Below are 13,004 nucleotides of genomic sequence, written 5' to 3'. Positions count from 1 at the left end.
TCACTTGTATGAAGAGAATGCCATTACTCATGCCAATGCATTGATTGCTGTTAGCCGTGGATCTATTGAAGCTCCAGCATCAAAGGTATCGGACAATTTATTGCCTTGGGAGCAGAATAAACAGAATTCTGCATCGAATAAAGCTGAAGGAAATACAGCTGGTTTAATTGATGATGTCACTGCGCCCACCGAAACAAAACCTGCACCAATAAGCCGCACTGCTTTTTCCATCGAAGATGTTGCTGAGATCAAAACTGATCCTGCTCAAATTATCGAAGAATTCACGGCGAAGATTGATGCATGCACTTCTACTGAAGCTGTTCTGGGATTGCGCCCAGTATTTTTTGCAAACGGCCATCTTGAGCGTGAAGATCAGCAGCATTTATGCCGCCTAACTGAAGCTAAATTGCTTGAACTTGATCCTGAGCAATATGCATCTAATCCTGAGCCAGAAGAATTAAGTGTTGAAGAACTTCAGCGTCTGCAGATAGAGGCAGAAAAGTTAGTCGCTGAAAATAAGTTAGCTAATGTAGCTGAACTTGAATATCAGAAACTTCTTGATGATCTGCTGCAGCGCGCAGCCAATGCGGCATTACCAGCAGAGGCCACTGCCCTGACTGGTTATACCAAATCTTGGAGTGAAACNGTTAGTCGCTGAAAATAAGTTAGCTAATGTAGCTGAACTTGAATATCAGAAACTTCTTGATGATCTGCTGCAGCGCGCAGCCAATGCGGCATTACCAGCAGAGGCCACTGCCCTGACTGGTTATACCAAATCTTGGAGTGAAACACAGCGCAAGCCCCTGCTTGATGCCATTCATAAACGCTTGAATGAACTGAATCCACCTGAGCGTGCTGAAGCAAAAGAGCCGCCGTCATTGATGGTGCTAATTCAGAATGCCAAAGATTTGACTGAATTGGATTGCTTGGAAATTGAAGTGTCCTCTCGACATGTTGATATTCAGCCAAAGCTCATGGGCGATGTGAAACGCCGCCGCTTTGAGCTTGAGAATCAAGGCAGTGAGGTGACTCAATGAAATTCAATTACTCGTCTATTACCCGAACACTCACAGTGTTTGGGGTAAAAATGACACATATTTTTAACAATGTGAGTGTCGGTGAAATTGAAGTCTTGATTACTGATGCGAAACTTAAAGAAGCGACTTGGAGAGTGTGATGAACTCAGCTGCTGAACTTAAACGTCATAATGAAAATACTGCTCTGCAGAAATCAAAAGAAAAAGTAATTGAGGCTTTAAAACATGAGCCAATGGGCTTATCAATTGCACAGCTGATGACAGTTTGCAAATTAAGCATCAAGACAGTCAAAAATATTTTAGCAGTTAGTGATGTTGATCAGGAAGATGGTGTCTATTTTCTTAAATCAAGATCTATAGCTGTTCTTGAAACAAAACCACAGGTTCGACCTGTTCAAAAAATAAAGGAGGAAAAATCTGTAGTGGTGAATGATGATTCATCAAAGGAAAGTCCTAAAAACAAGTTTTGCTCTAAAGACCTTCTACTAGCACTTGAGCGGTGCGACAACGGCTTAACTGCAAAAGACATAATGGATCTATTTGCCATAAATAGAAGTCAATTGGATCAGGCCATTTACCATATTCGCCAATCCAATGAAGTTAAGTTGATCAAAGACTCTTTAGGTGTTGGCCGCTTTACATTAATAAAAGAAACAGCGGTAGATCCTGATGTTGATCCGTTGCTACTTCAAAAGAAAAACAATTTCCATATTTCTGAACACCAAACTTCTCAGCCTATGAATACATCTGATGAATTCACGCCCACGGCTCTTGAGCAGTTAGATCCATTGGAAAGCTGTAAAGCTCAGATTAAAACTGTAGTTACTCGAAAAAGTGAATTAAGGCTTTATGAAGATCAACTTCGTGACCTGTTGGCCAATCTTTTTAATCTTAAAAATGTGAAGTTCTGCGTTGATGGTGGTCGTCTGACTGGTGTCTATTTGTCTGAAGAAGTGGTGGCGTGATGAATATTCAGAAAGAAAAGCTTATTGCTGAAATTGAAAATTTTAAGACTGAAATCTTGAAAATTCAGGTTGTAAAAGTCTGGGCTGAATCACACTCAAATTCGGACCCTTTTAAACAAGTTATTTTAGAAAAGGAAGATTGTAAAGTTTGGTGGATGGAAGCCCAAGCGCACCAACTTTGGGAAACTTGGCTGGCGGCTAAGGCTCAAGCGGTGCCGGAAGGCTTTGTTTTGGTGCTGAGAGAGCCTACTGAGGAAATGCTCGGGACTGCATGGGAAGCACCACCAGCAGGAGGGCCATCAGACAACCGACGTACTTTTTATGAAAGGCAAGCTGTTGTTTATAAGGCTATGGTTGAGGAGGCAGAGAAAGAAATGATCGAAGTACAGGAGCAAGGCCATGATTAAAGCAACTGTAACTTTTGATGATGATTACATTTTTATTAATGGCAAACACGTTTGGCTTCATGGTGATTCTCAGAATTTTGCAGTTGGTCAAATGGATGAAGACCATGAAGATGGTGGAGAAGTTGAGGAATTATTGCCATCACTTGAATTGGCGATTATCTATTGTTTGGAGCAAACAAATGAATAACCTATCCCCTGCTGAAATCGAACTTTTAGAAGAATTCCGCGAAGACCTGGCGCCACGGCATGTATCCGGAATGTTTTATACAACAACATTACCGGCTGAACTTGTCACGCTGTTATACAGGCTTATAGATGAAAAATTGGCTGCGGCAGATGGGTTGCCTGCGGCAGTTAGAAAAAGTTTAAAGGAGGTGTCATGATGGAAATTGATCGTCGCGTAAGAGCAAGAGAATTTATGCAACTTCTTTCAATCAAAAAGGATAAGTTTTACAATAAGGTCAAATTGGGCGAAATTGAACAGCCGGTTCGAGTAAATAAGAAAGATGTCTACTGGCATGAGTCTTATGTAAAGAAAAAAGTTGAAGAATTTAAACCCGTAGATTTAGCCTGCTCATAGCAGGCTTTATTATACCTATTGATTTCATAAAAACGGGTAACCTAACGGGTAAGTTTAATATTAAATAATATATAAATTATATAAAACAATAACTTAAATTAAATATATGCATTTGCAATTAAAATATTCACTTCATAAATCTCATGACTAAAAAAATGACTGATCAGAACTTTTCGTTGAAAAATATCAGGAATTATATATATTCAACGTTCAATATCCATCATAAATGTGTGATTTTAAAATGATTAAAACTATATCATTTCGCAGCTTATTAGGTTTAGGTTTTGCTGCAGTTTTTTCTCAGGCTGTCATTGCCGATGAGGGGTTAACGCAAGCTGAAGCAAACACAATCGTGAAGGAAGATGTTGCTTCTGCTCAAGTCATGGCGGAAGTCTGCCCTGCTGTGATTGGCAAAAATGCTAAATTTGATGGCAACATCAAATTGCTGGTTCAAAGCTATTTAGCTGATTACTCAGATAAATCTATGACATATGAAAGCATTCAATCCGACAGCGAATATAAAGCGGTCTTAAACGAAGCGCGCGAAACGGCCAAAGAAACTACTGCAGATGAGCAAAAATCTGTCTGCGATGACGTTTTAAATTATCAAGCTTAAATTCATCACCAGTAAAAAGAGGATAATGTTGCACACATTGTCCTTTTTTATTTCACAATTGCCTCGTTTTTCAACAGCTTCAATACAAATAGGGACTTTCATTTATAAAAAATAGATTTAATCTAAGCCTATTGCTTCATTGTATTGAAATATTCAGGTTGTTTTTAAATGAAAAAAGTCTTGCTTAAAACCCTTTCAGTATTCTCTCTTTCTGCCTTTGCTTTTACTGCGGGCGCGGCTTTTGCCGCCGATGAAAAAATTGAAGTAACGCCAACTCCGCAAGTGACTAACCAAGAGCTTGCTGCAATTTATGTTTTATCCGAAATTTGCCCTAAGCTTGTTACCGATCAGGCTAAATTTAATCAAGGCTATGCCAAACTTGCTAAAGAGTATTTGCCAAATGAAAAATCGCCTGTTGCCGCTTTAGAAAAGCTCAGCCAGCAAAAAAGTTTTACCAAAATTTTAGATGAAGCGCAAAATGATGCCAAGCAAGCAGGCAAAGCAAAAAATACAGAAATTTGTCAAGAGCTCAGCACTTACGCAAATTAATTTCACTTGGTTACAATACTTTTAAAATAAGCCATTTTCACCCATAGAAGTCGGCCTAGCTTTGGCCTAAAATGCTAGGCTCTTCGCGCTTATAACAAGTTATTGGAACCACCCAGAATGACCCAAAAAACCGCTCTTGCCGCATTACTGCTCGTCCCTAGTTTTTCTTTCGCGGCAACTGTCTTATCTGCACCCCCAGAATTGAATAATAAATCTTATGTGCTGATGGACTATGAAACAGGGCAAATCCTTGCTTCAAAAAATGAAAATGAAAAATTGGCGCCTGCTTCAATGACGAAGATGATGACCAGTTACATCATTGAACAAAAGTTATTAAGCGGTGATTTAACCGAAAATGAAAAAGTGCGCATGAATGAATCTGCATGGTGCCGCGGCAGCAGCTCAGAGTCATGCATGTATGTGCCATTGAACGGCACAGCGACAGCGCTTGAAATGCTTCGCGGCATTATTATTCAGTCAGGCAACGATGCATCTAAAGCCATGGCGGAACATATTGCCGGCAATGAAGGCACCTTTGCCCACATGATGAATCAGGAAGCTAAGCGCATTGGCATGGTGAACACTCAATTCATCAATGCCACAGGCATGCCGGCGGAAGGCCATTATTCAACAGCGAAAGATATGGCGGTATTGGCGCAGCACATTATTCATGACAGCTCTAAATACTACCCAATCTACTCTGAAAAAGAATTTGCGTTTAACGGCATTAAGCAAGGCAACCGTAATGCCCTGCTTTATACAGACCCAAGTGTTGACGGCTTAAAAACCGGTCATACAGATGAAGCGGGCTACTGCTTAACGACTTCTGCCAAACGCGGCCCATTGCGCTTAATTTCAGTGATCTTTGGTGCGCCAAGCATGAACGAGCGCGCATCTCAAACGCGTGAAATTTTAGCTTGGGGTTATGCAAACTTTGAAACAGTAAAAGTGCAGCCAGCGAATCAAGTATTAGCAAAAGCAAAAGTTTGGTACGGTAAAGAAAGCGATGTGCAAATTGGCTTGCCTGAAAACTTTAACGTAACCATGCCTAAAGGCGATGCGAACGCTATCAAAACTCAGCTTGTAGTTCAGCCTAAATTGACTGCACCTTTAAAACAAGGTCAAGTGGTGGGTAAATACGTTGCAACATTAAACGGCAAAGTGATTGCAGAAAAGCCGCTTGTAGCGCTTAAACCTGTAGAAGAAGCTGGTTTCTTTGCAAAAATGATTGATCACATCAAACAATTCTTTGCGAACTTGTTCTAAAATTTTCGAGCGCTGATTTTTTCGGCTTAGACTAAAGCATCCCTGCCTCGGTTCGGATGCTTTTTTATTTTATACTCCAGCTATTTAAAGTTTTACGATGAACCATCATGAAAAAGAATATCCGCCCGTATTTAGAACATCATCCTAAAATTGATTCGACTTGCTATATTGATGAAATGTCTGTAGTGATTGGTGAAGTGGCTTTGGCGGAAAACGTTTCAGTCTGGCCTTTTGCAGTGATCCGCGGTGACGTCAATCATATTCATATTGGCCGCAATTCCAATGTGCAAGATCACGCCATGCTGCATGTCAGCCATAAAAAAGCCGATAAGCCTGAAGGCTCGCCGCTGATTATTGGTGAAGATGTGACAATTGGCCATCATGTCAAACTGCACGGCTGCACCATTGGCAACCGAGTGCTGATCGGCATCAGTACAATTATTTTAGATGATGCGGTTATTGAAGATGATGTAATGATTGGCGCAGGGTCACTTGTTCCACCAAATAAGGTTTTGGAAAGTGGTTATCTCTATATGGGAAGCCCTGTTAAAAAAGTCCGCCCCCTAACAGATAAAGAAAAAGAGTTTCTGCCTTATTCGGCACACCATTATGTGAAAGTGGCGAATAATTATTTAGATCAAAATTAATTATTTAGACTTTTCTTATTTTCATACTTTTTATAAGCTCATTTAATACGTCTTGTCTATATAGACAAATATTGACTCAAATTCCGAGTAATTTTAATGCTGTATAAATTTAATACGTCACAATTTATAAAAATTCTTTTCACAGGAATGATTTTATCTTCAACTGCTGCTTTTGCTGATGCAACTCAATGCAAAAAAGACTATGACAACATTATTTCTAAAGAAATGACACAAATGAGCACCGCTTTAAACAGTGGAAATTATCAATATATTGCAGACAAGTCAGATTCATCCATTATTGAGCTTGCAGGCGGCCAAGAAAACTATAATGCCATACTCGTACTCGCAGCTGACTCCTTAAAGAAAGGCAATATCCACGTTGAAAAAGTCGATATTCAACCTCCACAAAATAGTTATATTTTTGGAAAAAAAGAATTTTGTATTATTCCTAAACAACTGACTATCTTAATGAATGGTAAAGCCATGACGGGAGAGAAGTCTTTTATGCTCGCAGTGCGCCCACTTGAATCTCAGGAGTGGAAGTATATAGATGGCACTGGCTTTAAGAAAAATCCAGATCTGCTATACACTCTATTTTCTGAAATTCCTCGTGATAAACATATAATCCCTGAATAATTTCATTTTAAATAAACTGTACATGTGGTCTTATTGCAATTCACCTCATATACAGTTTATCAATTATTCTTATTGTCCAAGTTATTTTCTATTGTAAATTCTGGATTAAGCATTGAGGGCTATTAAAGTTGTTTAGGCATTGATTCCTAAACAACTTTAATTAACGGTTAAATCTAAAAGCGCGGCAATGCCTCGCAATGAATGAGCTTTAAACTGATCGCTATTCCTGACTCAGCTAAAGAAATGATATTTCATCCTCGTTCAACATAGCCACGCACCCCAAAATTTTATACAATAGCCCATCCCTTACCATGGTGCTGGTCATGACCGCTTGGACTCCTCACGTTACTGTCGCTACAGTTGTAGAAAAAGACGGAAAATTCCTGTTTGTAGAAGAACATACAGAAGCCGTGACGCATACTGTGTTTAACCAGCCTGCTGGTCATGTCGAATGCGGCGAGTCCATCATTCAGGCCGCCATTCGTGAAACCATGGAAGAAACTGGCCATGCAGTAGAAGTTGATGCCCTATTAGGCATTTATACCTATACCCCGCCGATGTTTCCAGACCGCACTTATTTCAGATTTTGCTTTTTAGCGCATGTGCTGGAATATTTTCCAGAAGCTGAATTAGACAAAGGCATTGTCGGTCCCAAGTGGATGACTTTAGACGAACTGCTGGAGTCTGCCCGAGCGCGCAGCCCATTGGTCATTAAAGCTGTGCAAGATGCCTTGTCGGGGCAAAAATATCCTTTATCGCTCGTTTATGAGCACCAAAACTCTCCCTTAATTTCAAATTTGGATGCTTAATCCTATGCAACAACGTGTCATCGTCGGTATGTCTGGTGGTGTAGATTCTTCTGTCTCTGCAGCGCTGCTTCTTCAACAAGGCTATCAAGTTGAAGGCCTGTTCATGAAAAACTGGGAAGAAGATGACGGCACAGAATACTGTACGGCGATGGAAGACCTTGCCGATGCGCAAGCGGTCTGCGACAAAATTGGCATCAAACTGCATACCGCCAACTTTGCGATGGAATACTGGGACCGCGTATTCGAACATTTCTTGGCAGAATATGCTGCAGGCCGTACGCCAAACCCAGACATTTTATGCAACAAAGAAATTAAGTTCCGCGCTTTTTTAGACCACGCTGTAAATTTAGGCGCTGACTTTATTGCGACAGGCCATTACTGCCGCCGCGGTGAAACTGCAACCAACTCACGCGGTGAAGAATACGCGCCATTGCTGCGCGGTCTAGACCAAAATAAAGATCAGACCTATTTCCTGCATGCTGTGCATGGCCGTGAAATTAACAAGACCTTGTTCCCTGTCGGCGAAATTGAAAAGCCTCAAGTGCGGAAAATTGCTGAAGAACTGGGCTTAGCCACCGCCAAGAAAAAAGATTCTACCGGCATTTGCTTTATTGGCGAACGCCGCTTTAATGACTTCTTAAAACAGTACTTGCCTGCTCAGCCCGGAAAAATTTTGCTGGATAACGGCAAAGAGGTTGGTGAACATCACGGCTTAATGTACTATACGCTCGGTCAGCGCGGCGGCATTGGCATTGGCGGCTTAAAAGGCGCGGAAGAAGGCGCTTGGTTTGTGCTGCACAAAGACATTGAAGGCAACCGTCTGGTTGTTGGCCAAGGCCATGAACATCCGCTGATGCAAAGTACTATACTTTGGAGTGAAGCGATTGACTGGGTTGCCGGTGAGCAGGAAATTCCTGAATCAGGTTTCCGCTGCACAGCTAAAACCCGCTACCGCCAGTCAGATCAGGCATGCACATTGTATAAAGACCCGAATGCCCCTAAGGGTGTCCGTGTTGAATTTGATGAACAGCAGCGCGCTGTCACACCTGGTCAAAGCGTGGTGTTCTACGCAGGTGAAGTTTGCTTAGGCGGCGGTGTGATCCATCATACCAATGCTCCTAAACCGGATTTTATTTAAAAGGATTGTTTCGGCATGACAGAGTTACCGTTTCAACAGCCTCAAACTCTGAATGTTCGCCAAAACCGTGCATTGGCGTTAGCGGGCGTTTTTCAAGCGGCCCAGCTGACGCATATGACCGCATTGACCGGACAAAAGAGCATTGGCGAAAGCGGTAACTTTTATTTAGAACAGATGGTGAAAGCCAGTTTAAATATTCGGCCAAGCGGAAAATGCGGCTGTCAGACGCTGGATTTTTTTAATCAGCTGGCCGATATTTCCCTAGGTTTAAAAACCTTAGAAAGCAGTATAAACCAACCGTTTAATACCTCTCCTACGTCCAGATTACCTAAACTATCCAGCGCCAAACTCCCCATGAGTTATGCCATGGCCCTGCTGCAATTAGAAAAAAAAGTCTACAGCAATCCTAAATTTGTTGAAATTATCGAACACTCTCAGCAAAAAATTCTTCGTCAGCTGTCTTTCTTTGACAATAACTATCTGCATCCCAGCGTACTCGCCAGCCTTGCGCAAACTTATGTAGATACTGCTGGACAGATTAATCCGCGCATTATGGTGCGCGGCAATGCAGAAGCATTCAAAGATTCTTCACATACTGACCGCATTCGCGCATCGCTCTTTACTGGCCTGCAAATGGCGCATTTATGGCGTCAGCTGGGCGGCAGTTCATGGGGCATGATTTTCAGCAAACGCAAGCTGCTTAAAGATATTCAAGATCTTGCCCGGCTGCAGTATCAGGTGATTTAACTTGAACTGCATCGGGCTCTCCGTTTTACGTTTAATTCCAAAGTTTAAGGAATCGCTATGAACGCTTTAACCGCACTTTCACCATTAGATGGTCGCTACGCTAGCAAATGTGATGCTTTGCGCCCTTTCCTCTCTGAGTTTGGCTTAATCCATGCTCGTGTGACTGTTGAAGTGCGCTGGTTGCAAGCGCTTGCAAACCGTCCTGAAATTACAGAAGTTCCGCCATTCTCTGCTGCAACCAATGCCGCTTTAGATGCAATTGTTGCGAACTTTTCTGAAGATAATGCAAACCGCATTAAAGAAATTGAACGTACAACCAATCACGATGTAAAAGCAGTTGAATACTTTCTGAAAGAACAAATTGCACATATCGATGAACTTAAAAATGCTGGTGAATTCATTCACTTTGCATGTACTTCTGAAGACATCAACAATCTTTCTCATGCCTTAATGCTGAAAAATGGCCGTGCGGTTCTGGTTGAATCAATGCAGCAAATCGTAGATGCCATTGCAGCCTTGGCTGAAACTCATGCAGAACAGCCGATGCTGTCCCGTACACATGGTCAAACTGCAAGCCCAACAACTTTGGGTAAAGAAATGGCGAACGTGGCGTACCGCCTTGCGCGTCAAATCAAGCAATTCAACAATGTTGAATTGCTTGGCAAAATCAACGGTGCAGTCGGCAACTACAATGCGCACTACTCGGCTTACCCAGACATTAACTGGCCTGCGCATTCTCAAGCATTTGTCGAATCTTTAGGCTTAACCTTCAACCCATATACCACGCAAATTGAACCGCACGATTACATCGCAGAAATGTTCGATGCACTTCGCCGTTTCAACACGGTATTGATCGACTTTAACCGTGACGTTTGGGGCTATATCTCTTTAGGTTTCTTCAAACAGCGTTTGAAAGAAGGCGAAGTAGGTTCTTCAACCATGCCGCATAAAGTCAACCCGATTGACTTCGAAAACTCTGAAGGCAACTTGGGTATTGCCAATGCAGTGCTTGCACACTTAGGCGAAAAACTTCCTATTTCCCGCTGGCAGCGTGACTTAACGGACTCTACTGTTCTGCGCAACATGGGCGTTGGTATGGCGCAAAGCTTGATCGCTTTTGAAGCGTGCTTAAAAGGTGTGGGCAAACTTGAATTGAATGCTGCGCGTATTCTTGAAGACTTAGATCACGCTCAAGAAGTGCTTGCTGAACCAATTCAAACCGTTATGCGTCGTTATAATGTTGAAAAACCATACGAAAAATTAAAAGCACTGACTCGCGGTCAAGCAATGACGCGTGACATGATGGTTGATTTTGTCAACGGTAATGAGTTAGAAGCGGTTCCTGCTGCTGATCGTGCGCGTTTGGCTGAAATGACGCCTGCAACCTATACGGGTAATGCCGCTGAACAAGCAAAGCAAGTTAAAGATTTAATTGCGAAAATCTAATTTAGCTTAAAGATAAAAAACGAGGCTCTATGCCTCGTTTTTTATGCTTCATGATTATGGTAAAGGACAATATCTAGACCAATCCGCTTGCATTTTTACCAATTCATTACCCGTTAAAATATCGCTGTAGTAAATATAATAAGTCGCATCTGGATATTGAATCTCATGTCTATACAGCATGCCGCGCAAAGAAACAGGCAGCTCTTCTGGAAAATCATCCGCCAGATATAACTCCTCAAAATCATAATTAAAATAGCAATTCTGTTTTGCTTCGAATGCTTCTACAATAGCCATGTTTGCAGCCTGGAACAGGATAAAAATATAAATGCAGTTTACCGAATTCATTGATGAAAAGCTTTAAATACGCCTACATCACGATTCCTAATCATTAAAATTGGTTTAGAACATAACAATGAATTTCAAGCGATTTTAACCAGCAATTCCGCTGAGCGGGCAGCCATGCAACCTCACATCGCAATTACATTATTTCAAATCAGCAGATAGAAGATGGCATTGCTTAAATCTCATTAACCATTACACTTAAAAACAGCGAAACCTAAGCCTCGCCTTTTATGCCTTATTGATATTTAGATTGAACATAATAAATGATTGAAACACAGCTTAGCAGCAAACATTGGATTTGCCTTGCAATACTCTTACTAGCTGTCGCAATCGCCAGCATCCACCCGCTCGAATTTGATTCATATTTGCTGCATCAGGCCGGCACAGCCTTTATGCTGGCTGCGCTGCTGTATTGCCAAAAAAAGATTGGATTCACCTTTTACAGCTTTGCCCTCTATATAGCTTTCCTGCTGATACATATCTTAGGCGCACATTATTTATATTCTTACGTGCCTTATAACGAATGGCTGATCCAATATCTCAATTTTGATTTAAATCAAGCCATGGGCTGGTCACGCAATATGTATGACCGCTTGGTGCACCTTGCATCAGGCTTATTGCTCTACCCCGTGTTTTACCGGCTATTTCAGGTCTGGCTGCCTAGCCTTAAGCCCTTTACTTTATTCTTGCTGGTGATTCAATTTATCATGGCCACCAGTTTAATATATGAATGGATAGAATGGATCATTGCAATTCGACTCTCGCCGGAAGAAGCTGAAAATTATAATGGTCAGCAAGGCGATATATGGGATGCGCATAAAGATATGCTGCTGGCGACCATTGGCGGCATGATAACCGGTGTGATATGTTTACTGAAGCCGCCAAAAGCATAATCGAGTTTAGACTTTATTCACACCATTTGATGACGATCGAATCCTGCATATGAGGATTCAGCTTGCGGTCATAAAATTCGAAACAGGCGCGGCCTCCGGCCCCTTTTTTTAAAAGGCCTTCATCGATTCTTAAATGCCGTGAATATTTTGCATTATCCATCAGAATTTCTATGCGTTCGAAGGGTTTCCTTTGATGAGTGTTTCCTGCTGTCATAAATATTTGATAGCCTTGCACCACACCGCAAGCTTGGGAGCGGATTTCAGCTGGCTGCTCAGTATAGAAAGAATGCTAGCCAACAGCACCAGCGCTGGACCAAACAGCATGGCATATTGCTTCAAAGCCTGTGTTTCCGATATGCGGTAACGCAGCAAATACACCCATGGCCAAACCCAAATGCAAAAAACGCCAACAAAAACAAACAGGAGTTTAAGCATTATCTAATACATCCAGGATAATGCCAGTGACAGAACCTCATTCATCAATCCATTTTAAAATTTTAGATTCAGCCAAATCTGGATGCTCAAACTTGTCTAAATATTCAAAGCAAACATCGTCACCTTTATTTTTCCGCGGCATTTTTTTATCAAAACGCAAATGCCGATTATATTGCCTGCCTTCAAATAAAATCGCAATCCGTTCAAAATAATCATGCTTTATTGAATATGTCTTATAAAACTGCACCACTCCGCACGCTTTTGAAGGCAAAATCGTTTTTTCCTCTTTTAAGCAAGCCGCAGCAATCAGGATGAAAAAGCCCGGCAATAACGCATAAAAAGGATAAGTATCACGGTGATTTTTATTGCTTAACTTCGGAACAATAAAAACTAAAGTTAAAAATGGAAGCATCACTAGACTTATAATCCCGACAAAAACCACAAAGCTAAACATCATTCAGCATCCGCAACATATCCCCTGTATTACATCAC

Annotated in this window: 20 protein-coding genes; 16 read left to right on the top strand and 4 right to left on the bottom strand. The window is 41.5% G+C overall.

Translation table 11 applies throughout. From position 1 onward, the window contains the following. Nucleotides 1-1,033 precede the first annotated feature (1,033 nt). From OKC24_RS15395 to purB, 15 genes are all read left to right on the top strand, one after another. On the top strand, nt 1,034-1,177 hold the full coding sequence (locus tag OKC24_RS15395; protein WP_265465971.1) for a hypothetical protein: 144 nt from the start codon (nt 1,034-1,036) through the stop codon (nt 1,175-1,177). Further along, entirely contained in the window at nt 1,177-2,001 is an 825-nt protein-coding gene (locus tag OKC24_RS15390) for a hypothetical protein (protein ID WP_265465969.1), read from the top strand. The genes OKC24_RS15395 and OKC24_RS15390 overlap by 1 nt, the downstream gene beginning before the upstream one ends. After that, on the top strand, nt 2,001-2,408 hold the full coding sequence (locus OKC24_RS15385; protein WP_265465967.1) for a hypothetical protein: 408 nt from the start codon (nt 2,001-2,003) through the stop codon (nt 2,406-2,408). Before OKC24_RS15390 ends, OKC24_RS15385 begins: the two co-directional genes overlap by 1 nt. Then, the gene (locus tag OKC24_RS15380; RefSeq protein WP_265465965.1) at nt 2,401-2,595 is read left to right on the top strand and encodes a hypothetical protein; all 195 of its coding nucleotides are present in this window, start codon (nt 2,401-2,403) and stop codon (nt 2,593-2,595) included. Before OKC24_RS15385 ends, OKC24_RS15380 begins: the two co-directional genes overlap by 8 nt. Beyond that, the gene (locus OKC24_RS15375) at nt 2,588-2,791 is read left to right on the top strand and encodes a hypothetical protein (protein WP_265465963.1); all 204 of its coding nucleotides are present in this window, start codon (nt 2,588-2,590) and stop codon (nt 2,789-2,791) included. Before OKC24_RS15380 ends, OKC24_RS15375 begins: the two co-directional genes overlap by 8 nt. Beyond that, nucleotides 2,791-2,988 carry a helix-turn-helix transcriptional regulator gene (locus OKC24_RS15370; RefSeq protein ID WP_265465974.1) on the top strand — a complete coding sequence of 66 codons (198 nt, stop codon included), beginning with the start codon at nt 2,791-2,793 and terminating at the stop codon, nt 2,986-2,988. The genes OKC24_RS15375 and OKC24_RS15370 overlap by 1 nt, the downstream gene beginning before the upstream one ends. Nucleotides 2,989-3,229: 241 nt before the next feature. Then, on the top strand, nt 3,230-3,604 hold the full coding sequence (locus tag OKC24_RS15365; RefSeq protein ID WP_005008913.1) for an MCR_0457 family protein: 375 nt from the start codon (nt 3,230-3,232) through the stop codon (nt 3,602-3,604). A 168-nt stretch (nt 3,605-3,772) separates the two neighbouring features. Continuing rightward, nucleotides 3,773-4,153, top strand: coding sequence for an MCR_0457 family protein (locus tag OKC24_RS15360; protein ID WP_130148293.1), 381 nt, complete (start codon nt 3,773-3,775; stop codon nt 4,151-4,153). Nucleotides 4,154-4,270: 117 nt separating this feature from the next. Further along, entirely contained in the window at nt 4,271-5,419 is a 1,149-nt protein-coding gene (gene dacC / locus OKC24_RS15355) for a D-alanyl-D-alanine carboxypeptidase PBP5/6 (protein ID WP_130148295.1), read from the top strand. A 107-nt stretch (nt 5,420-5,526) separates the two neighbouring features. Next, nucleotides 5,527-6,066, top strand: a complete 540-nt coding sequence (locus tag OKC24_RS15350) for a gamma carbonic anhydrase family protein (RefSeq protein WP_130148297.1) — start codon at nt 5,527-5,529, stop codon at nt 6,064-6,066. A 96-nt stretch (nt 6,067-6,162) separates the two neighbouring features. Beyond that, nucleotides 6,163-6,702, top strand: a complete 540-nt coding sequence (locus tag OKC24_RS15345) for a VCBS domain-containing protein (protein ID WP_130148299.1) — start codon at nt 6,163-6,165, stop codon at nt 6,700-6,702. Nucleotides 6,703-7,025: 323 nt separating this feature from the next. Next, the gene (locus OKC24_RS15340; protein ID WP_130148301.1) at nt 7,026-7,511 is read left to right on the top strand and encodes an NUDIX hydrolase; all 486 of its coding nucleotides are present in this window, start codon (nt 7,026-7,028) and stop codon (nt 7,509-7,511) included. Nucleotides 7,512-7,515: 4 nt separating this feature from the next. Continuing rightward, the gene (gene mnmA, locus OKC24_RS15335) at nt 7,516-8,649 is read left to right on the top strand and encodes a tRNA 2-thiouridine(34) synthase MnmA (protein ID WP_130148303.1); all 1,134 of its coding nucleotides are present in this window, start codon (nt 7,516-7,518) and stop codon (nt 8,647-8,649) included. 15 nt (nt 8,650-8,664) lie between these two features. Next, nucleotides 8,665-9,396: a high frequency lysogenization protein HflD gene (hflD, locus tag OKC24_RS15330; RefSeq protein ID WP_130148305.1), complete on the top strand. Its 732-nt coding sequence runs from the start codon at nt 8,665-8,667 to the stop codon at nt 9,394-9,396. A 57-nt stretch (nt 9,397-9,453) separates the two neighbouring features. Further along, on the top strand, nt 9,454-10,842 hold the full coding sequence (purB, locus tag OKC24_RS15325; RefSeq protein WP_130148307.1) for an adenylosuccinate lyase: 1,389 nt from the start codon (nt 9,454-9,456) through the stop codon (nt 10,840-10,842). 54 nt (nt 10,843-10,896) lie between these two features. On the opposite strand, the gene OKC24_RS15320 is transcribed toward purB, so the two are convergent. Continuing rightward, on the bottom strand, nt 10,897-11,136 hold the full coding sequence (locus tag OKC24_RS15320) for a hypothetical protein (protein ID WP_131276515.1): 240 nt from the start codon (nt 11,134-11,136) through the stop codon (nt 10,897-10,899). A 311-nt stretch (nt 11,137-11,447) separates the two neighbouring features. On the opposite strand from OKC24_RS15320, the gene OKC24_RS15315 reads away from it, so the two are divergent. Then, nucleotides 11,448-12,077 (top strand): DUF2238 domain-containing protein, encoded by a 630-nt coding sequence (locus OKC24_RS15315; protein ID WP_130148311.1) that lies wholly within the window; start codon nt 11,448-11,450, stop codon nt 12,075-12,077. 13 nt (nt 12,078-12,090) lie between these two features. On the opposite strand, the gene OKC24_RS15310 is transcribed toward OKC24_RS15315, so the two are convergent. The 3 genes from OKC24_RS15310 to OKC24_RS15300 are packed head-to-tail and all read right to left on the bottom strand — an operon-like array spanning nt 12,091 to nt 12,969. Beyond that, nucleotides 12,091-12,291, bottom strand: coding sequence for a hypothetical protein (locus tag OKC24_RS15310; RefSeq protein WP_228257651.1), 201 nt, complete (start codon nt 12,289-12,291; stop codon nt 12,091-12,093). Then, nucleotides 12,288-12,512 carry a hypothetical protein gene (locus OKC24_RS15305; RefSeq protein WP_228257652.1) on the bottom strand — a complete coding sequence of 75 codons (225 nt, stop codon included), beginning with the start codon at nt 12,510-12,512 and terminating at the stop codon, nt 12,288-12,290. Before OKC24_RS15305 ends, OKC24_RS15310 begins: the two co-directional genes overlap by 4 nt. A 37-nt stretch (nt 12,513-12,549) precedes the next feature. Beyond that, nucleotides 12,550-12,969 carry a hypothetical protein gene (locus OKC24_RS15300; protein ID WP_228257653.1) on the bottom strand — a complete coding sequence of 140 codons (420 nt, stop codon included), beginning with the start codon at nt 12,967-12,969 and terminating at the stop codon, nt 12,550-12,552. Between the last annotated feature and the right edge of the window lie 35 nt (nt 12,970-13,004).

The sequence above is a fragment of the Acinetobacter entericus genome (assembly GCF_026168575.1).
GTDB lineage: Bacteria > Pseudomonadota > Gammaproteobacteria > Pseudomonadales > Moraxellaceae > Acinetobacter > Acinetobacter bouvetii.
Note: the sequence above shows the minus strand (reverse complement) of the source record. Positions and strands in the feature narration are given on the sequence as shown.

Bases quoted from the DNA above. Each gene is read 5' to 3' on its own strand.
- OKC24_RS15350 (WP_130148297.1), top strand. From the start codon at position 5,527: ATGAAAAAGAATATCCGCCCGTATTTAGAACATCATCCTAAAATTGAT.
- OKC24_RS15340 (WP_130148301.1), top strand. From the start codon at position 7,026: ATGACCGCTTGGACTCCTCACGTTACTGTCGCTACAGTTGTAGAAAAA.
- OKC24_RS15305 (WP_228257652.1), bottom strand. From the start codon at position 12,512: ATGCTTAAACTCCTGTTTGTTTTTGTTGGCGTTTTTTGCATTTGGGTT.
- dacC (WP_130148295.1), top strand. From the start codon at position 4,271: ATGACCCAAAAAACCGCTCTTGCCGCATTACTGCTCGTCCCTAGTTTT.
- OKC24_RS15390 (WP_265465969.1), top strand. From the start codon at position 1,177: ATGAACTCAGCTGCTGAACTTAAACGTCATAATGAAAATACTGCTCTG.
- OKC24_RS15315 (WP_130148311.1), top strand. From the start codon at position 11,448: ATGATTGAAACACAGCTTAGCAGCAAACATTGGATTTGCCTTGCAATA.
- hflD (WP_130148305.1), top strand. From the start codon at position 8,665: ATGACAGAGTTACCGTTTCAACAGCCTCAAACTCTGAATGTTCGCCAA.
- OKC24_RS15360 (WP_130148293.1), top strand. From the start codon at position 3,773: ATGAAAAAAGTCTTGCTTAAAACCCTTTCAGTATTCTCTCTTTCTGCC.
- OKC24_RS15370 (WP_265465974.1), top strand. From the start codon at position 2,791: ATGGAAATTGATCGTCGCGTAAGAGCAAGAGAATTTATGCAACTTCTT.
- OKC24_RS15345 (WP_130148299.1), top strand. From the start codon at position 6,163: ATGCTGTATAAATTTAATACGTCACAATTTATAAAAATTCTTTTCACA.
- OKC24_RS15300 (WP_228257653.1), bottom strand. From the start codon at position 12,969: ATGATGTTTAGCTTTGTGGTTTTTGTCGGGATTATAAGTCTAGTGATG.
- OKC24_RS15320 (WP_131276515.1), bottom strand. From the start codon at position 11,136: ATGGCTATTGTAGAAGCATTCGAAGCAAAACAGAATTGCTATTTTAAT.
- OKC24_RS15385 (WP_265465967.1), top strand. From the start codon at position 2,001: ATGAATATTCAGAAAGAAAAGCTTATTGCTGAAATTGAAAATTTTAAG.
- OKC24_RS15310 (WP_228257651.1), bottom strand. From the start codon at position 12,291: ATGACAGCAGGAAACACTCATCAAAGGAAACCCTTCGAACGCATAGAA.
- OKC24_RS15380 (WP_265465965.1), top strand. From the start codon at position 2,401: ATGATTAAAGCAACTGTAACTTTTGATGATGATTACATTTTTATTAAT.
- mnmA (WP_130148303.1), top strand. From the start codon at position 7,516: ATGCAACAACGTGTCATCGTCGGTATGTCTGGTGGTGTAGATTCTTCT.
- OKC24_RS15375 (WP_265465963.1), top strand. From the start codon at position 2,588: ATGAATAACCTATCCCCTGCTGAAATCGAACTTTTAGAAGAATTCCGC.
- OKC24_RS15365 (WP_005008913.1), top strand. From the start codon at position 3,230: ATGATTAAAACTATATCATTTCGCAGCTTATTAGGTTTAGGTTTTGCT.
- OKC24_RS15395 (WP_265465971.1), top strand. From the start codon at position 1,034: ATGAAATTCAATTACTCGTCTATTACCCGAACACTCACAGTGTTTGGG.
- purB (WP_130148307.1), top strand. From the start codon at position 9,454: ATGAACGCTTTAACCGCACTTTCACCATTAGATGGTCGCTACGCTAGC.